This window comes from Aeromonas sp. S15(2024), from assembly GCF_041402265.1.
GTDB classification, from domain to species: domain Bacteria; phylum Pseudomonadota; class Gammaproteobacteria; order Enterobacterales; family Aeromonadaceae; genus Aeromonas; species Aeromonas dhakensis.
In genome coordinates this window covers 225,789-244,566 of the sequence record NZ_JBGLQY010000002.1, presented here as the reverse complement: position 1 = coordinate 244,566, position 18,778 = coordinate 225,789, and the positions used below count along the sequence as shown (strand labels likewise).

Here is an 18,778-nt window from a genome sequence, read left to right as displayed (position 1 = left end):
ATGATGAATAATAGCTATTATCCATATGGTGGTCGTTGGTATGACCTTGTACGGTTTAATTATACAATAATGTTCTTTTTTACATCCTTGGTATCAACATTACTACCTGCATTTTTGTTTTGGGGAGGGGGCTTTTGGGGTTTCCTTGATGATGTAAAAATAAACTCACTTTTAGGCATCTTTATAACATGCATTACTGCTGGTTTTTGCCTGAGTCGAGTGCTTTGCTATCCTGGAGTTAATGCCTTATCTTATATGATTCCAACAGTAACCGCAGTGTATGGGATATTATTTGGTGTGTTGCTGCTGTTCCGTCTTGAGTATAGTAGGCCAGTAATTATAACCTCGTATATATTGGCTCTAGTATTTTGCGGGCTTATTTATTACTTAGGGGCACGATCTGGTAAGGTTAAGTATTCGATCATCCCTGTTGGCAACTATCAGAAACTGTGTGCCTTGACTGCTGTTGAATGGAATATTCTTCACAAGCCTAATTTTTCTCTGTTTTGTGGTAATGCAGTAGTTGCTGACTTTCACTCATCTGACTTGACGAGTGAATGGCAAAAGTTATTAACAGATTTCGTTTTGTTAGGAATACCAATCTATCATAGCAAAACTATATATACATCATTAACAGGCCGAGTGAGCGTTGAACAATTATATGAAAATGACTTGGGTTCCGCTATCCCATCGTTGTTTTATTTCTTTCTAAAAAGACTTGCTGATCTTTTGATTGTTATAATTTCACTCCCCTTTTTAATGCCGGTGCTACTTATAGTAGCAATATTAATAAAGTTGGAAAGTCCTGGCCCTGTTTTCTTTAAGCAAAAGAGAGTTGGGCTTGGTAATAAAGATTTTGTAATGTATAAATTTCGTAGTATGCATGACAGTTCATTATTAGATAATGCGTGTTTTGCTCAGGAGGTTGACAAGCGGATTACTCGTTTCGGCCATGTCATTCGTAAATATAGAATTGATGAGCTCCCGCAATTTTTTAATGTTCTTAAAGGAGATATGAGCTTGATTGGTCCACGACCTGAACAGCGTTTTTTTGTGGAGAGGTTTGAGTCTGAATTACCATTCTATATGTATCGTCATATGGTCCGTCCTGGTATAAGTGGATGGGCTCAGGTGATGCATGGCTACTCAGCTGATACAGATAGTACTCGTATAAAATTAGAATATGATTTTTATTATATTAGGAATTTTTCTCTTTGGCTTGATCTATTAATTTTAATTAAAACTATTAAAACAATGTTGTCAGGGTTCGGGGCTCGTTGAGTATATGGACATAACATATGGGTAGTTTATATTGGATTTTATTTTCATCGTACTGGTTGCTGGGCATGCATTTTTTCATGCACAACCCCGGTGGGGCCGGGCTCTATCTGCCGTTCAATGCCTGGGGCTGGATCTTCGCCAGCCTGGTCATCGGGTTGGGGCTGTGGCGGGTAACGCTGCAGCAGCGGCTGGTGTTCTCCTCTTTGCAAGGCTGGCTCTGGCTCGGGGGATTGTTGCTGCTGCTGCCCATGGCCTATCCCGGCTTTGAACTGAAAGACTATGCCATTCCCCGTTTGCTGGGGCTGTTCGCCGGTCTGCTGTTTCTGTTTTGTCTCTATCAGTGGCAACTGGCGCGGGTATCCCGTGACCGGTTGCTCTATTTGTTGCTGGGGGCGGTGGCCATCGAGGCGCTGCTGGGCCTGGTGCAGTACTACCTGCTGGTACCGGGCAACTGGATCGGCTATGACACCCACGTCAATCGCCCCTACGGTATCTTTCAACAACCCAATGTGATGGCCAGTTTCATGGCGACCGGGCTTGCGCTGGCCAGCTGGCTGGAGCTGCGCGGCAATCCTCATGTCTGGTTGCGTGGGTTGCGCTACGGGGTGATCCTGGCGACCAGCCTGTTGTTGGTGGTGCTGCAATCCCGGGTGGGGCAGTTGGGTGGCTTGCTGGCGCTGCTCCTGCTGGTGACCGAGCTGCGTCGGCATCGTCTGCTGGCCAGGGTGCTGGTGCTGGTCGCGCTCGGCATCTTGCTGGGGGTTGCCTCCCAATACTGGATTGACGGCCTCAGGCGTGGGTTGGAGGCCTATCAATCCGGCGGCATGCGATCCATCTACTGGCCCTATGCCGCCAAGCTGATTGCCCAGTCTCCCTGGGTGGGCTGGGGCTATGGCAGCTTTGAAACCACCTTCCTCCATCACTACATGGCCGACAAGGCGTTGAACCCGGCCATGGTGCAGATCGAATACAACCTCGATCACCCCCACAACGAGTTCCTTTACTGGGCGGTAGAGGGGGGGATAGCCCCCATGCTGAGCATGGTGTTGATGGGCGTTGTCCTGCTGTGGCGGGCGAGCCGGGCCGGCTGGCGCAAGGGCACAGCCCTGCTTGCGCTGGTGACTCCGATCCTGCTGCATACCCAGACCGAATACCCGCTTTACCACGCCATCGCGCTCTGGTGGGTCTTGCTGATGCTGGTGTATGTGCTGGACGCGGAAGTGGAGGAGGGGCTACTGGAGGCGGGGCACGCCAGCTGGCGCGAGCATGTCTACCGCCCCTGGCTGTTGTTGCGTTTCGCGGCCATCGCCATCCCCCTGTTGGTGGTGCCCTTCATGTTGACGGCGCTGCACACCGCCTGGGTGGTGACCAAGTACGAGCGCGGCGGCTACAAGGAGCCGACCCTGCTGCTCGATGTCATCAATCCCATGGCCTGGTTGACCCGGGTGGAGTTTGACGTCAACTCGGTGCGGCTGACGGTAGGCCTGCAGAGCAACAACAAGGCGGAGCTGGAGGCCTATCTCGACTGGGGGCAAGCCTTCGTGCTGCATACGCCGAGGGCCAATATCTACGCCAACATGGTGATCGCGCTGGATGCGCTGGGACGCAAAGAGGAGGCGCGGGCCCTGCGCAGCGAAGCGCTGGCACTCTATCCGGCAGATCCCTTGCTGATTGGCACGGCCGCCAAATCCGTGGCCACGGCGCTGGAGCGAAAGCCCTCCTCCTGACGATGGTGGGGCGGTTGTGCGATGTTTCATCAACAGCCCCATCGCCTCGCAAAAATGGCGGCCACTGCTGGACGGCAGAGGCGCCATGGCTAAGATAGTGGCCTCAACGTCTTGTTTAGTAGGGAGTATGAAATGGAGTTAGTGCTTGGCCCGTTGGAGGCCCGCGTGATCGGCTGTCTGATCGAAAAAGAGATCTGCACCCCGGATCAATACCCCCTCTCTCTCAATGCGCTGGTCAACGCCTGCAACCAGAAGAGCAACCGCGAGCCGGTGCTGGAGCTGTCAGAGCTCGACATCCGGGCCGTGGTGGATGAGCTGATCCGCAAGCGGCTGGTGGTCAATACCGCCGATTTCAACGCCCGGGTGCCTCGTTATCAACATCGCTTCTGCAACACCGAATTTGGCGAGCTGAAGTTCACCGCCCAGGAGCTCGGCATTATCTGCGAGCTGCTGCTGCGCGGCCCGCAGACACCGGGTGAACTGCGCTCACGCACCAACCGGCTGTGCAGCTTCGATGACGTGACCGAGGTGGATGCGGTGCTGGCGACCCTCATCGAGCGTGGCCCCTATGTGGTCAAGCTGCCGCGCGAGCCGGGCAAGCGGGAATCCCGCTATGCACACCTGTTCAGCGGCGAGGTGGATCTGCAGGCGCTGGCCGAGGCGGCCCCCGTCGGCAACTATGCATCGCCGGCGGCGGACAGGCTGAGTGCGCTGGAAGAGGAGGTCGAGAGCCTCAAGGCGCAGCTGCAGGCGCTGGCCGAGCGTCTGGCCCGGCTGGAAGGCTGACGCCAGAACAGGATCTTTTCCAAGAGGCGCTACGGCGCCTTTTTTTATGGCCGCGTATCCCCGTCAGGGCTGCGGGGGCGGCAATGACGGGTTGTCTGCGTCCCGTCGTCATGGTCGGCCCGACCAGCAGGCGCCAGCTTTTTTGCGTTATTTCGCGCTTAAGGGTCGAGCCGCAGTCGCTTTCCCGTTAAAATTCCGCTTTTGCACCGGCCCGTGAGTCTCGATGTCTGCGTCCACTCTCTCTTCAGATTGTTATGCCCTGCTTGGCGAGCTGCAGTTGCAGCGCACCGCCAGTACCCGCTATTTGCAAGAACAACTGCCATCTGGACAGGCCCTGCCGGATCGGCTCGGTCAGCTGCAGCAGCAGGGGCTGGTTCGCCAGCGCGGGGAGCAGCAGTGGAGCCTGACGGCGGAGGGGACGCTGGCACTCATCCTGGCGGTGCGCCGCGGCGACTGCCCCATGCCGAACTGGGCACGGGTGCCGTCGGTCACCGGTCAGGAGATGGCCCAGGCGCTGGTGCGCGAGCTCTGTCTTGGGGAGGCCGGGCAAGTACCCGCTTACTATCTGGCGGCCGACCTGCTGAGTCTGCTCGACCTGCCCGACGCCCAGCTGCTGCTGGCAGGCTCGAGCCCGCAGTGGCAGCGGTTGCTGATGCAGCACTTTGCCCTGCAGACCCTGCTCGATGCCGAGCCCCATCCGCAGTGGCCGCTCACCCCGCTTGCCCAGCACTGTGCGCCCGAGCTGTCCGGTCTGACCGAGGGCTTTGCCGCCGAGTGGCAATGGCTCTGCGGCGAGCCGAGCGGGGAAGCGGCCACTCACTGGCCCGCCCTGCAGCAACTGGCGGAGCAGGAAGACGAGCAGCCGCTGGCCGAGCGCTTGCTGGCTGCGCTGGGTGCCTGGCAGGCGTCAGCGGGCGCGACGGGCGCGGGCCAGTGGCCTGCCACCTTCAGTGCCCTGCTCTGGCTGGGCTGGTTGCAGCAGGCGGATCCCGTGCTGGCCAGCGAGCAGCGCAAGAAGTGGCTGCGCACTTTGGCCAATCAGTTCCCCCTGCTGGCCGATCTGCTGGGACAGTGGGCAGGGGAGCGCCACGGCCAGGCCGTCGGGCTGTTCGACACCCTGCAATTGCCGCTGGAGGAGCTCCATTGGGGTTACCTCTGGCTCGATCTTTGTGCGCTGGCCCGGCACGGCGAGCAGAGTCCCCAGGTGGCCATCCTGCACAAGTGGGATCTCTCCCACATGCTGGAGGCCGCGCCCCGTCACCGCTTGATGGCCTTCTGCCAGGATCTGCTGCGCCTGCTGCTGGGGCAGGGGGCAGAGCGCGCCCCGCTGCAGCAGTTGCGGGCCGCCGGGCCGGATGAGCAGGGGAGTGCGTCTGAGGATGAGGAGAAGGCTCCCGCCTCGGCCAGCTGGCTCAACTGGCTGCAGGGACTGGGCCGCTCCAGCGGCGTGCGCAAACCGCAGGAGCGGCTGGTCTGGCTGCTTCACGCCGAAGGGCCCGAGCTCGAGTGCAAGATCCAGAAACAGAGCACCAAGGGGGAGTGGACTGCCGGTCGCCGGGTCGATCCCGCCCTGCTCTCTACCCAGTACGCCGCCCTGCTCGACGAAGAGGACTGGGCGCTGGTGCGTACCCTGCCGCGCAACATGGGGCGGCTGCCGCGCGAGGTGTGGGCGCCGCTGGCCAACCACTCCCGTTTGTTCAATGCCAGAGGGCAGAAGCTGCAGCTCGCCATCACGGCGCCACTGCTGCAGATCGTGGCCACCGAGCAGGGCATGGGGGCCGTGTTGAGCCCGGCTGCAGCCGCACGAGGGGCGCATATACTGCCGCTGGCGCAGGATCTGTGGCAGCTCATCCTCACCCCCCAGGCCCTGCAGGATCGCCTGCCGGCGCTGGAGGCCATTCCCGACCTGCCGGCCGAGGGGCTGGCTGAGTTGCAACGCACCCTGGATGCCATCCCGGATCTGCCCTGGCACAGCCAGGTGGCGGGGCTGCACGGCAATGCCGAGCTGACGCCCTGGCCCGGGGTGGCCTCGGTGCAGCTCGACTGGCAGGATGGTCAGCTGGCAGTCAGGCTGGTAACCCGCTTCGAGGAGCTGTCGCCGCAGCCCCTTGGCAAGGGGGAGGCCATCGTGCGCCAGGGGATCAAGGATTATCACTACTGGCAGCGGGATCTGGCGGCCGAGCGGGGCGAGGCCCAGCTGCTGCGCAACCAGCTGCCCATCGAGCTGCCGGGCAGCGAATGGCGGCTCGAAGGGGAGCAGGCACTGGCGCTGGTCAACGCCTTGCCGGAGCTGGTGGATGCCGGCGTGGTCATTCACTGGCATCAGGACAGCGCACGTTTGAAGAGCCTCGATGAGGCGGCGCTGAGCCTGCGCATCGAGCGGCGTCAGGACTGGTTCCAGGTGGAGGGGGCCCTCTCCCTCGATGAGCACCAGATCCTCGATTTGCGCCTGATCCTGCGCCAGCTGACGCCGGGCCAGCGCACCGTCCAGCTCGACGAGAAGACCAGCCTGATGCTGAGCGACAAGCTGGTGGAGCGGCTCACCATGCTGGGGGCCATGCTGGATGACGAGCAGCGCATCAACAACAAGCTGGCCTATCCGCTCACCCGGCTGCTCTCCGTCATCACCACCGAGGGGGATGCCGCCTGGCAGAACCTTCAGCAGGAGTGGCAACAGGAGGTGGCGTGCCCGGACGAGTTGATGGGGCCGCTGCGGGACTATCAGAAGGAGGGGGTGCGCTGGCTGGCGACCCTGGCCCATCACGGTTTCGGTGCCTGTCTGGCCGATGACATGGGGCTGGGCAAGACATTGCAGGCCCTCATTGTGCTGCGGATGCGCCAGCATCTGGGGCCGGCCCTGGTGGTGGTACCCAAGTCAGTGGTCACCAACTGGCAGGAGGAGGTGGCCCGCTTCGCCCCCGAGCTGGAGGTGGTGGTGTTCGACAACCCCGCCGAGCGGGAGGGGATGGTGCGCGAGGCGAGGGCGGGGCAGATTATCCTGCTCAACTACGGCATGCTCGGCAGCCTTGCTGAGGCGCTCAAGTCGCGCCGCTGGTCCAGCATGGTGCTGGATGAGGCGCAGCAGATCAAAAACGCCGGTACCCAGCGGGCCAAGCTGCTGTTCCAGCTCGACGGTGATTTTCGGCTCGCCCTCTCCGGCACCCCCATCGAGAACCATCTGGGGGAGCTGTGGAGCCTGTTCACCTTCACCAACCCGGGGCTGCTGGGTAGCCTCGGCGAGTTCAAGCGCCGCTTTGGCAAAGCGGTCAAGGATCCTCAGCACATGGCGCTGCTGCGGGCGGTGATCAGCCCCTTCATCCTGCGCCGGCTCAAGCACCAGGTGCTGACCGAGCTGCCGGACAAGACCGAGATCATCCACCACATCAGCCTCTCCCCGGCGGAGCGCCAGCTCTACGAGGCGACCCGGCGTGAAGTGGTGCAGCAGGTGCAAAGTGCCGATGGCCGCGCTCTGATGCACGTGCTGAGCGGCCTGACCCGGCTGCGCCGGCTCTGCTGCTCGCCCCAGCTGGTGATGCCGGAGTGGGCCGAGGCCAGCAGCAAGCTGGACGAGGCGATGGCGCTGCTGGATGAGGCCATCGACGGCGGTCATCGGGTGCTGGTGTTCAGCCAGTTCGTCGATCTGCTGAGCCTGCTGCGCACCCGCATCGAGCAGCGGCAGTGGGATTATTGCTATCTGGATGGTGGCTGCTCGGCCAAGGCGCGGCAGGATTCCATCCTGCGCTTTCGCCACGAAGCGGTGCCGCTGTTTCTCATCAGCCTCAAGGCGGGGGGCACAGGGCTCAACCTGACCCAGGCCGATACCGTGCTGCACCTCGACCCCTGGTGGAACCCGGCGGTGGAGGATCAGGCGAGCGACCGGGCCCACCGCATGGGGCAGACCCAGCCGGTGACCGTCTATCGCCTGGTGTGCGAGCAGACGGTGGAGGAGAAGATTGTCGCCCTGCACGACGAGAAGCGGGCGCTGGCCGATGGCCTGCTGAGCGGCCAGTCGGAAGTGCGCGGGCTGGATGTGGAGAGCCTGCGGGCCCTGCTGATGAGCTGACGAGGGGCTGACTCGTGCAAGAAACAAGGGGGAGCATCTGGTGATGCTCCCCCTTGTTGTTGGGTGATACGGGCGGTGAGCTGAGTGGGTTGTGCCTGGTGGGCAAGGGCCCCTTACCCCTGATAGAGGTAGAGGTGGAGCCGCTCTATGACGGGTTCGCCGCCAATCTTGCGATCCCGCCTGGCCTGGCGCAGCTTGGGCGGGTAGTGGCCAAGATGGGTGACGGCCGGCTGGCTGTCCGCGCAGAGCAGCAGAGGCAGGCTTGCCTTGATCTGCTGCTTGCGGGGCTCCCGATCCAGCCAGAGCAGGTTGATCATGGGGTGGGTCTTGACCGGGCGGCGGATCCGAAGCTCTGCATCCGCCGGCAGGCGGCGGATATCGTAAACTTCCTGATCCACCATCTTGCTCCACTCCTCGTTGTCCGACAGCGCCGGGACATAGCGGCGGCTGCGCTCCAGCATCTCCAGCACCTGCTCGCGGCTGAGGCGGTTGATGCTCTGCTTGTCGGCCCAGGTAAAGCCCAGCGAATGCAGGTCACCCTCCAGCAGGGTCAGTTTGCGATAGACCTGCAGGGTGATGACCCCGGGCAGCGCCCTGTGCACCAGTTCAAACTTCTCGTCCCGGCTGCCCGCCTGCTGTACCAGGGCCTTGAAGGTGAGCTTGCACTCATTGATCTCGTCGATCAGCGGTCGCAGCAGCGGGGCGCTGGCGGCGGGCAGGCGCAGCCAGCCCGGCAGGCGATGGGTGGCCTTGGTGGAGCAGCCGGCGCGGGCACTGTGATCCCGATAGGCGGCCAGGGTGGCGGCCAGCGCCTCTTCACCATCGAGGTAGCCCACCGTGATGGTGTCGATGGGCTCGTGCTCCTCTCCCTGCGCGACGGCGGGCAGGGGATAGACGTGGGCTTCCAGCAGCTCCAGCTGCGTCAATTGATCCGCCAGCCTGGCCAGCGCCTCTTCGAGCCGCTCCATCTGTTGGCGCAAGGCGGCGGTGGGGGTGAATGTCTCCATCGGCATATCCTGTGTCGCCCTTGCCGGCCCATGGGGCGGGAAACGGCAAGGCGGTAAAGGTACTGTATAAATAACCATATCAGCCCTGTGTATGCGTGCCAAGTGGGAGCGAGAGGCGGGCAAGGCGATGGGTCACTGGAAGGTAACTGTGGTGTATCAACGTGTTAATTGAAGATCAATGAAAGATCTCTTCATTAACAATTGAATGTAAACAGCCGGTTGACCCTGCTTTTTGCCAAGGACGGGAGTGCATAGCCAGCAGAGGAAACTGCATAGTTAGAAGGGAGCCATGCAGGAGAATATGCTGCAACCTTTCATCAGGCCCAGAAAAGGTTTGTTAGTCTTTTATAATCAGTATCTTATGATTATCTCACCACGGACATCAACCATTAGTTTTACTAATGTCTGCTATCAAAATTCGTCAATTGAGTCGGCCATACCCCCTGACTAAGCTTTGCGCAACAAATTTGCACCCGCGCAGACACCCTACAGAGGAGCCATATCATGGCCAACATGACTTATACCGCCGCCGGTTACCAGCATTCCAGCCAACTGAATCTGGTTGCTCGCGTCAAAATGACCGTACTGACCTGGCTGGAACGCAGCCGCAGCCGTCGCCAGCTCTCCGAGCTGCCCGAATACCTGCTCAAGGACATCGGTCTGAACGAAGCCGATCGTTATCAAGAGACCACCAAGCCGTTCTGGCGTGGTTGATCTGCCGGGCAAGGATGCCTCGTTTTTTTGCTGATCCACGGCCGCAGACCGCCGCCGTCACGGGTTGATGGATTGCCCTGTTCATCAGCTGCTTCATGCTGATCGCCTTACCCCATTTCTTCCCTCACGGCTCTGTGCCAATTTCTCTCTGTTCCCCACGCCCCGATCCTGCTCCCGCTCAAACTTGTAACATTACTGTTTGAATTTGTTTAAAAATTGATTTTAAGCCGAAGCGCCTTGCGTATAATCCGCCCATAGCGTTCCTGACAAAAGGGTGAGATGGATGATTCCCCAGCATGACTTTTTGGCCCTGACCCGCCGCCACGAGTGGCAGCTTGAGCCCTTTTCCTATGCGTTGGCCAATGGCGACAGGGTGAGTGTCTGGGATACCGGCGTGCTCTGCCTCGAGCCAGCCTCCGGGGCCGGTGATCAACCGGGTGGGCGCAAGGATATCGTGCTCTCCTGCGGCGTCCACGGCAACGAAACCGCGCCCATCGAGATCTGCAACCAGCTGCTGACCCGCCTGCTCTGCGGTGAGCTCAAGGCCCGCCATCGGGTACTGTTCCTGTTCGGCAACCCGGCAGCCATGAACCTGGGTGTGCGGGAAGTGGAGGAGAACATGAACCGGCTCTTCTCCGGCGCCCACAGCAAGGGGGAGGGGCTGTGCAATCAGGAACGGATCCGCGCCATGCGCCTCGAGCAGTATGTGAGCCGCTTCTTTGCCGACGCGGCCAGGCCTCGCTACCACTACGATCTGCACACCGCCATTCGCGGCTCGCGCCACGAGAAGTTTGCCGTCTACCCCTTCCCCCACGAGCGGCCTCACTGCAAGGAGCAGGTACAGTTTCTCGGTGCCTGCGGCGTGCGCACCATTCTGCTCTCCAGCGGCCCCACCACCACCTTCAGCTATTACAGCTCCCATTGCCATGGCGCTCACGCCTTCACGGTGGAGCTGGGCAAGGTGCGTCCGTTTGGCGAGAATGACATGACCCGTTTCATCGAAACCCGGCAGGCGCTGCAGGATCTGGTGACCCGGGATGAGGTGGAGCTGGAGCCCTGGCGAGCGGATGACTTCACCATCTTTGCCATCGATCGGGTGATCAACAAACGCTCGGAGCAGTTTCGTTTCCTGTTTGCCAGCGATGTGGACAATTTCACCGAATTTCCCCAGGGTTTCGTGCTGGCCGAGGATGGCGAACTGCGCTACATGGTAGAGAAACCGCGGGAGGCGGTGGTGTTCCCCAACGCCAACGTGGCCATCGGCCAGCGCACCGTGTTGCTGGTGGTGCCGACCCGGCTGTGGGAGTAACCCGGCGCGACCCCTGATGACAATCTCAGGCTGCCGCCGGCCTTGCCGGCCGTGCAGCTCGGAGCGGGAGCCCCTGATGCTCCCGTCCCGCCCTGACAGGGAGCCCGATGCGGCTCCCTGTTTCGTTTTCTTTCAGCCGAAAAATCCAGCTTCTTTCTGAAATTAAAGAAGTTTCTACTGGTCTTACCTGGCTAAATCTCATTGCCCTTTGGTTAACAATCTATTTACATTCAAAGAGTCACCTCATGGTGGTGACGTTGACAACGGCAAGGAGCCAGTTATGACCCATGTCGACATCCCTTTCCTTCGTTACCTCGATGAGGAAGGGCGCCCGGTCGCCACACTACCGACCTGGCTGGACAAGGCGATGCTGCACACCTTCTACCGAAACATGGTGATGGTGCGCAGTTATGACAAGAAAGCGATCGCGCTGCAGCGAACCGGCAAACTCGGCACGTTTCCCTCCCATCTGGGGGCCGAAGCGGTCGGGATAGGCGTCGGGCTCGCCATGCAGCCACAGGATGTCTACGTGCCCTACTACCGGGACATGCCCACCCTCTATGTGCGGGGCGTGCCCATGGAGAAAAACCTGCAGTACTGGGGCGGGGACGAGCGCGGCAGCGTCTTTTACAAGGCCGACGGCGAACTCTCCGAGGACCTGCCCATCTGCGTGCCCATCGCCACCCAGATCACCCATGCCGCCGGCATCGCCGCGGCCTTCAAACTGCGCAATCAACCCAGGGTCGCGGTGGTGACCATCGGTGATGGTGGCACCTCCAAGGGTGACTTCCTGGAGGGGCTCAACTGTGCCGGCGTCTGGCACCTGCCCATGGTGATGATCATCAACAACAACCAGTGGGCCATCTCGGTGCCGCGCAAGCTGCAGTCGAGCGCCCCCACCCTGGCCCAGAAGGGGATAGGGGCCGGTGTGCGCAGCATCCAGGTGGATGGCAACGACGTGGTCGCCGTCTATGAGGCCACCCGCAGCGCCGTCGAACGCGCCCGCAGCGGCAAGGGACCGACCCTGATCGAAGCGGTGAGCTATCGGCTGGGGGATCACACCACGGCCGACGATGCGACCCGCTATCGGGAAGCGGCCGAGGTGGAAGCCGCCTGGGCCAAGGAGCCGGTCAAACGGCTGCGTCAGTTCATGTTTGAACAAGGCTGGTGGGACGAGCAGCAGGAGCAGGCACTGCTGGCCGAGGCGGCCCGCGAGGTCGAGCGCGCCGTGGCCGTTTATGAAGGAACGGCGGCGCAGGCCCCGGAAACCCTGCTCGACTATCAGTTTGCCGAGTTGCCGAAGGATTACCGCACGCAGCGCCAGCGCATCATCGCCAAAGGCATGCAGCAGCACAGCGGGGAGGAAGCATGAGTGATATGACGTTGCTCGAGGCCGTCAATCTGGCGTTGCATCACGAGATGGAACGGGACCCGGATGTGGTGGTGCTCGGCGAGGATGTGGGGGTCAACGGCGGGGTGTTTCGCGCCACCGTGGGCCTGCGCGACAAGTTCGGCTTCAAGCGGGTGATCGACACGCCGCTGGCCGAGGGGCTGATCGCCGGGGTGGCGGTCGGCATGGCCACTCAGGGGCTCAAACCCGTGGCCGAATTCCAGTTTCAGGGGTTCATCTTCCCGGGCATGGAGCAGATCATCTGCCAGGCGGCGCGGATGCGCAATCGCACCCGGGGCCGCATCACCTGCCCCATCGTCTACCGCTCCCCCTACGGCGCCGGCATTCACTCCCCCGAGCACCACAGCGAGAGCGTGGAAGCCCTGTTTGCCCACATTCCCGGGCTGCGGGTGGTGATCCCCTCCAGCCCGAAGCGAGCCTATGGCCTGCTGTTGTCGGCCATTCGCGACCCGGATCCCGTGATGTTCTTCGAGCCCGATCGCATCTATCGCTCCATGAAGTCCGACGTTGTGGATGACGGCATCGGCCTGCCGCTGGATGTCTGCTTCACCCTGCGTCCCGGTCGCGACCTCACGGTCGTCGCATGGGGGGCCTGCATCCAGGAGGTGATGCGGGCAGCGAACCTGCTGGCGGAGCAGGATATCCAGTGCGAGGTGCTGGATCTCGCCACCATCAAGCCGCTGGACATGGAGAGCATACTGGCATCGGTGCGCAAGACCGGCCGCCTCTTGGTGGTGCACGAGGCGTGCGGCAGCTTCGGAGTCGGCGCCGAAATCGTGGCACGGGTCACCGAGGAGGCGCTCACCTCCCTCAAGGCACCGCCCAGACGGCTTACCGGGGTGGACGCCGCCGTCCCCTACTACCGCAACGAAGAGTATTACCTCATCACCGAGCAGGACATTGCCGATGCGGCTCATCAGCTGATGGAGAACCAGTGGCTATGAAATTTTTCAAATTACCGGATCTGGGTGAAGGCTTGGCCGAAGCCGAGATCGTCGAATGGAAGGTCAGCGCCGGCGATACAGTGAGTGTCGACCAGGTGTTGTTGTCAGTAGAGACGGCCAAGGCGCTGGTGGATGTTCCTTCGCCGGTAGCGGGGGTCATTGCCAGGCTGTGTGGTGCCGAGGGGGACATTCTGCACATAGGTGCACCGCTGGTGGAGTTCGAAGGCGGCGAGGATGACGGCACCGTGGTCGGCAAGGTCAACGCCCATCAGCAGCATATCGAGGATCACTTCGTGGTGGGCGCCATCGCCCCCGGCGGCGCCCTGGTGCAGGCCATGCCGGCGGTGCGCCTGCTGGCCCAGAAACTGGGGCTCGACATCGAGCGGATCAAGGGCAGCGGCAGTGCCGGCATGGTCACCGAGCAGGACGTGCAGCAGGCGTTCGAGGCACAGCAGAGCAGCGGCAACGAGTTCCTCAAGGGCTCGCGCCGGGCCATGGCCAAGGCGATGGAGCTCTCGCACCAGACGGTGGTGCCGGTCAGCATCACCGACGAGGTGGACTTGCGTCACTGGCGCCCCGATGAAGACGTTACTGTAAGGCTCATCAAGGCTATCGGTGTGGCTTGTCGGGCAGAGCCCTCCATGAATGCCTGGTTCGACGGCGACACCCTGTCAAGACGGCTGTTCAGGGAGGTCAACGTGGCCATTGCGGTGGATTCCAAACATGGGCTCTACGTGCCGGTAATGGAGAACGTGGCCGAGCGGGAAGGGGCCGATCTGCGCCAGGGGCTGGATCGCATGATCGCCGACGTGAAGGCGCGCGCTGTACCGCGCGAGATGCTGCAGGGGGCGACCATCACCCTCACCAACTTCGGTGCCATCGCGGGCCGCTATGCCAGCCCGATCGTGACGCCGCCCCAGGTGGCCATCATTGGCGCTGGCAAATTGTTTGAGAAGGTGGTGTTCATCCATGGGGAGGCGCGCCCGGTCAGAGCACTGCCACTGTCGATGACATTCGACCACAGAGCCTGTACCGGCGGCGAGGCGGCACGCTTCCTCAAAGCCCTGGTTCAGGCGCTGGAAGCACCTACGCTGTAACGTTTGTGCCCTGCCGTGGCAGGGCACAAATTGTTTGCGTAATCCCCAAAGCCACGTATAATCTCAACCAGCTTGAAAGGGCGATAGTTATGTCAATGAATATGATGTTTTACATCTTTTCCTGTTGTTCATAAGTTAATCCCGTTTTTTGAGCTTTATCCGCTGAAAAGCATAAGTAATTATTTTGAATACAGGTTTAAAGATATGTCTAACATGATCACCGGTACCGTTAAGTTTTTCAACGAAACCAAAGGTTTTGGCTTCATCCAGCAAGAAAACGGCCCGGACGTTTTCGTTCACTTCAGCGCCATCCAAGGTAACGGCTTCCGTACCCTGGCTGAAGGTCAGCGCGTACAGTTCTCCGTGACCCAAGGTCAAAAAGGCCCGCAGGCTGAGAACGTAACTGCTCTGTAATTCTTACAGAATTTAAGAAAGCCGTGGTGCCTTTGGGTTCCACGGCTTTTTGTTTATGGGCGTTTCTCACCGTCCGTCGGTGGGAGGCGTGACCTTCTACTTCTGCATGTTGTGCCGACTATGCTGCCATCCCTTCTGCTCGCTACCACTCTGATAGCTTCCACCGATAAACAGGGGCCTGACTTCGTTGAGAAAGAGGCCATGGTCGTGTGCCAGCAGTTTGTGCAGGTGCGGGTGGGCGCTGGCAGGCTCCCGGACGAGATCAGGGCGCAGCCGTTGCCGCAACGGGCGGGGGAGTGGATGGTCGATGGCAAGATAAAAGGACCCGAAGGTCCTTTGCTGTTTGCCTGTCTGTTGCGTCAAGGGAAACGCTGGGAGCTGCTCAACTTTTCGCTGTGGGCTCCCAAGGCGGTCAAAGCGGTTTGAGTGCCACCAGCAGGTGCTGCAGGTGTTCCACCATGGTCATGCCAAAGGGCGTCAGATAGCCGCCATCTTCCGCGCTGATGAGTCCTTGCTGGTGCAGGCGAACTGCGGCCTGGCAGAGTTCGTCGGACATGTCGCTGCGCAACTTGATCCCCAGGCTCATGTTGGCCGGATCAAAGCATGCCAGTATTTTCAAATCGTTTACAAACTCGCTGGAAACCTGGTCGATCCCGATCATGAATGCACTCCTTACGCTAAAGATGTATGCAAACTAGCACTCCCGGATCCACTTTAGTGGGCGCTGGCTCAAACTATTGGGCTTTATCTCTCCCAGGCGTGCTCGAACGCTGCTTTTTTGGCCGTCATCTGGTGAATCAACTGAGAATTGTTTGAGTCCGGCTTTGCGGCGCCAAACATGATAGGATAGGGCTTCCTTTGTCTATCTGGCCGATATTGTCTGTCGGCCCCCGGTTCAAGGCGCATTCCATGGTCAAAATCACACTGGTATCCCTGCTGCACACCCTGGGTTCCCGTTTTCCCGTCTACCCGACCTCTCTGTTGCTGCCGCTGCTCGAGCAACATCAGGGGGATCTCTGGCTACCCGCCTGCAAGGGGGCTGATGTCGCCGCCCTGCGCCAGCATGGCAAGGGCGCAACCGCGCAGAGCCTGGCGCCGCTGACGGCAGCCTGGTGCGACTTCGCGACCGGTGAAGAGGGGGCAACGCCTGAGCTGGACGCGCTAGCCAACTACGACAGCGAGATGATGGACAACCTGCAGATGTACTGGCACAGCCCGGCCAAGATCAACAGCCCGATCACCGACAACCTGTTCGAGCTGCGCCGCGAGGTGGTGGAAGAGGCTCATGGCGGAAAGCTGGCCGATGCCTGGGACAGCGCGCAGCAGGCTCGTCTTGCACAGATCTTGGCGGGGGCGAAGGCCGGTCGGGATCAGCTCTGCTTCGTCGAAGTGGAGGCGGCCTACTGGCTGCGCCAGCGCCTTGGCGAGATGGCGGAGATCGACCTGGTGACTCCTGAGCTCGGGTGAACCGTTCAAAAATCGGTGACCGATCTCTCATACTGGACAAGGCGCCGGCAAGATGTGAACATGGCGCCCTTTATTGCACAAGAGACTTGACCGATGAGCTATGAACTGAGCGACACCGAGCGCAATGCAGCGCTGCAACTGAACGCGGACTACCGCTTTGATCACTTCATCAGCAAGCTGGTCGAGCACGAAGAGCTGTTCGTTCTGACCGACGAGCACGGCGTCATGATGCTGACCACCGACGATGAAGACTGCATCCCGGTATGGCCGCACCCGGAGTACGCCAAGGCGTGGGCCGAAGGGGAGTGGGCCGACTGCAAGCCGCAGTCCATCACCCTCAAGGTGTGGCTGGAGCGCTGGATTGACGGCATGGAGCAGGATGAGCTGTGCGTGGCCGTCTTCCCGACGCCGGATCAGGAAGGTATCGTGCTGGAGCCGGCCGACGTGGCCGACGCCATCGCCCAGAAGCAGGCCAAGCGCGGCTAAGTGCCTCCTGCCTCAGCGAGCAACTCAGGTTGCAAAGAAAGACCCCGCCACTGTGCGGGGTCTTTTTGTTGATGGCCTTGGCACACCCTGGCAGAGAAGCGGGTTGCCCTATTTTTGCTGATAGGTGGTGTCAACCAGGGTGACGGGCGGGAAGGGCTGGCCTGCCTTGATGGCGGCCCGGGTCTGCGCCTTGGTCTCTTCATCAATCCAGAACAAACCGCCGTAACTGTAGCCACTGTTGCTGCCGTCCAGCGGCCAGTAGAGCAGTTCGCTCTTGGGCGTCGCCGGCAACTTGGGCAGTTTTATCCAGCGCCAGGCCCCTTCCCGGGTGTAGGGCACCTGATAGGCGGGCACGAAGCTGGCCAGTTCATAGAGTCGCTGCTGGATCTGGCGCGACAGCGCCGCCTTTTTGGCGAAGTCGAACTCCTTGTCGTACTGCTCCACCAGGGCTGTGATGGCGTCGTCATTTATGTTCATGATGTTGTTGGTCTGCGGCTTGTTGGCGTTGACCTTGTGGAAATATTCCCAGTAGGCGGGATAGCGGCTGGTGCTCCAGCCCATCCAGGCGCTCTGGTGTTTCTTCTCCAGCATCGACTTGAAGCCGGCCGAGGCATCCATCAGGTTGAGCTCGAGGTTGAGCCCCGCCTTCTTGGCCTCTTCGCGCAGCAGGGTGAGGCGCTGGGCGTGCTCCGCCGTGGTGTAGGTGATGCTCAGGGTCAGCGGCTGGCCCTTGTCGTTTTGCAGGGTACCGTCGGGGCCGGGCTTGGTGAAACCGGCCTTGGCGAAGTACTGGCGCGCCAGCTCGGGGTCAAACGGGCGGGCCTTGAGCTCCGCGTTGGTGAACTCCCCCTGGCCTGAGCCGTAGCTGTTGAGGCGTTGATAGTCCCCCCGCAGCAGGGTGGTGAGCATCTTGTCGAGGTTGAGGGCATGCTGGATGCCGAGCCGCACATTGAGGTCGCGCAGCAGCGGATCGGCGGTGTTGAGATAGAGCCCCATGGGGGACTGGGGGGTCTGGTTGTAGAACCAGAGTCGCTCGATATAGCCCTGCTCGAACTCAGGCGTCCTGGTCTTGTCGTGCCACCAGTTGGGCATGACCAGCGGGAAGGTATCCAGCTCGCCGCGCAGGAAGTGCTGCCAGGCGATGTTCTGATCCCTGAGCACCTTGAGCTCGATCCGGTCCGGGTTGAAACGGTGCTGGAAGTAGCGCTCGTCATTGCCCCACCAATCCTTGACCCGCTCGAAGGTGACCGACTTGCCCTTCTTCACCTCGCCAAGCTGGTAGGGGCCGGTCACCGGCAGCACCTTCCAGTTGTACTCCTTAACCCAGTCGGTGGTGATCTTGATGGCGTGGCTGGGGGCCGGGGTGAAGGGGAGGGATTCCAGCAGATCCTGGCGACTCTTGGCACTGCCGCTGGAGATGGCCAGGGTGTGGTCGTCAAACTTGGTGACGTCGCTTATCTGGGTGCTGTAGTAGTTGTTGTACCAGGGGTCGTTGATCTCCTTGCTGCGCAGCAGCTTGAGGGTGAACAGCCAGTCATCGACGGTGACCGGTTGGCCATCCGACCAGCGCGCCTTGGGGTTGATGCGCAGATAGAGGGTCTTGTGGTCGGCTCCGAAGGCCCATTCGTTGGCCAGCATAGGCATGGGATTGCCGGTGACGGGGTGGGTGCTCAAGAGCGGCAGGTTGGTCTCCCGCACATAGCCGGCGAAGCCGCCGTTGGAGTCCGGACCGTACACCCGCAGGGTCAGCGGAAAACTGGTCATGAAGCCGCGAAAGGTGCCGCCCCGCTTGGCGGCCGGATCCGCGAACACCGGATCCGTGTTGTTGCTCTCCCACTTGAGGTCAGCCGGCAGGGTGGCGCTCCAGCCGTAGTGGCTCAGGCAGAGGGTCAGGGTGATGGCACTGGTGCGCAGAAGGCGCGGGATGATCCGGGGGCCGGCGGTGACTGTCGATGGCATGTCCTTGCTCTCCTGATGGCTGCGTCCTGCAGGCCATGTGTTGATGACGCGAGCCCCGTTGGGGGCTGGCTCATCATGAAAAGTTTCTCCGCCCCGGTCAATGGCGACGGATA

At 60.7% G+C, this 18,778-nt stretch carries 16 protein-coding genes; 13 read left to right on the top strand and 3 right to left on the bottom strand.

Going from position 1 to position 18,778, the window contains the following annotated elements:
- The 4 genes from ACB033_RS05275 (at window position 1) to ACB033_RS05260 (ending at window position 7,857) form a co-directional block, all read left to right on the top strand.
- Window positions 1–1,281 (top strand): sugar transferase, encoded by a 1,281-nt coding sequence (locus ACB033_RS05275; RefSeq protein WP_162852110.1) that lies wholly within the window; start codon window positions 1–3, stop codon window positions 1,279–1,281.
- Window positions 1,282–1,298: 17 nt separating this feature from the next.
- Window positions 1,299–3,008: a PglL family O-oligosaccharyltransferase gene (locus ACB033_RS05270; protein ID WP_139725884.1), complete on the top strand. Its 1,710-nt coding sequence runs from the start codon at window positions 1,299–1,301 to the stop codon at window positions 3,006–3,008.
- A gap of 132 nt (window positions 3,009–3,140) precedes the next feature.
- On the top strand, window positions 3,141–3,794 hold the full coding sequence (locus tag ACB033_RS05265) for a YceH family protein (RefSeq protein ID WP_139725883.1): 654 nt from the start codon (window positions 3,141–3,143) through the stop codon (window positions 3,792–3,794).
- Window positions 3,795–4,017: 223 nt separating this feature from the next.
- Window positions 4,018–7,857, top strand: coding sequence for a DEAD/DEAH box helicase (locus ACB033_RS05260; RefSeq protein ID WP_139725882.1), 3,840 nt, complete (start codon window positions 4,018–4,020; stop codon window positions 7,855–7,857).
- A 113-nt stretch (window positions 7,858–7,970) separates the two neighbouring features.
- On the opposite strand, the gene ACB033_RS05255 is transcribed toward ACB033_RS05260, so the two are convergent.
- Window positions 7,971–8,864, bottom strand: a complete 894-nt coding sequence (locus ACB033_RS05255) for a DNA replication terminus site-binding protein (protein WP_017765641.1) — start codon at window positions 8,862–8,864, stop codon at window positions 7,971–7,973.
- 504 nt (window positions 8,865–9,368) lie between these two features.
- On the opposite strand from ACB033_RS05255, the gene ACB033_RS05250 reads away from it, so the two are divergent.
- The 7 genes from ACB033_RS05250 (at window position 9,369) to ACB033_RS05220 (ending at window position 15,179) form a co-directional block, all read left to right on the top strand.
- Window positions 9,369–9,578: a DUF1127 domain-containing protein gene (locus tag ACB033_RS05250; RefSeq protein ID WP_005302810.1), complete on the top strand. Its 210-nt coding sequence runs from the start codon at window positions 9,369–9,371 to the stop codon at window positions 9,576–9,578.
- Between the two features lie 283 nt (window positions 9,579–9,861).
- Window positions 9,862–10,887, top strand: a complete 1,026-nt coding sequence (gene astE / locus ACB033_RS05245; RefSeq protein ID WP_139432935.1) for a succinylglutamate desuccinylase — start codon at window positions 9,862–9,864, stop codon at window positions 10,885–10,887.
- 280 nt (window positions 10,888–11,167) lie between these two features.
- Complete coding sequence (pdhA, locus tag ACB033_RS05240; protein ID WP_017782312.1) at window positions 11,168–12,259, top strand: pyruvate dehydrogenase (acetyl-transferring) E1 component subunit alpha; 1,092 nt, start codon at window positions 11,168–11,170, stop codon at window positions 12,257–12,259.
- Entirely contained in the window at window positions 12,256–13,242 is a 987-nt protein-coding gene (locus tag ACB033_RS05235) for an alpha-ketoacid dehydrogenase subunit beta (protein ID WP_005302805.1), read from the top strand. The genes pdhA and ACB033_RS05235 overlap by 4 nt, the downstream gene beginning before the upstream one ends.
- The gene (locus ACB033_RS05230; protein ID WP_017778578.1) at window positions 13,239–14,339 is read left to right on the top strand and encodes a dihydrolipoamide acetyltransferase family protein; all 1,101 of its coding nucleotides are present in this window, start codon (window positions 13,239–13,241) and stop codon (window positions 14,337–14,339) included. Before ACB033_RS05235 ends, ACB033_RS05230 begins: the two co-directional genes overlap by 4 nt.
- Window positions 14,340–14,543: 204 nt before the next feature.
- The gene (locus ACB033_RS05225) at window positions 14,544–14,753 is read left to right on the top strand and encodes a cold-shock protein (RefSeq protein ID WP_005302803.1); all 210 of its coding nucleotides are present in this window, start codon (window positions 14,544–14,546) and stop codon (window positions 14,751–14,753) included.
- Between the two features lie 120 nt (window positions 14,754–14,873).
- Window positions 14,874–15,179, top strand: coding sequence for a hypothetical protein (locus ACB033_RS05220; protein WP_139725881.1), 306 nt, complete (start codon window positions 14,874–14,876; stop codon window positions 15,177–15,179).
- Here the strand turns inward: ACB033_RS05220 and ACB033_RS05215 are convergent.
- Window positions 15,166–15,414 carry a TIGR02647 family protein gene (locus ACB033_RS05215; protein ID WP_005302794.1) on the bottom strand — a complete coding sequence of 83 codons (249 nt, stop codon included), beginning with the start codon at window positions 15,412–15,414 and terminating at the stop codon, window positions 15,166–15,168. The two genes, ACB033_RS05220 and ACB033_RS05215, sit on opposite strands and share 14 nt — an antisense overlap.
- A gap of 248 nt (window positions 15,415–15,662) precedes the next feature.
- Here ACB033_RS05215 and ACB033_RS05210 point away from each other — a divergent pair, with 248 nt between their 5' ends.
- A complete protein-coding gene (locus ACB033_RS05210) occupies window positions 15,663–16,220 on the top strand; it encodes a hypothetical protein (RefSeq protein WP_017783948.1) in 558 nt (185 codons plus the stop codon).
- A 93-nt stretch (window positions 16,221–16,313) separates the two neighbouring features.
- Window positions 16,314–16,706: a DUF2750 domain-containing protein gene (locus ACB033_RS05205; protein ID WP_005302792.1), complete on the top strand. Its 393-nt coding sequence runs from the start codon at window positions 16,314–16,316 to the stop codon at window positions 16,704–16,706.
- A gap of 108 nt (window positions 16,707–16,814) precedes the next feature.
- On the opposite strand, the gene ACB033_RS05200 is transcribed toward ACB033_RS05205, so the two are convergent.
- Entirely contained in the window at window positions 16,815–18,665 is a 1,851-nt protein-coding gene (locus ACB033_RS05200; protein ID WP_139725880.1) for an extracellular solute-binding protein, read from the bottom strand.
- Window positions 18,666–18,778: the final 113 nt, after the last annotated feature.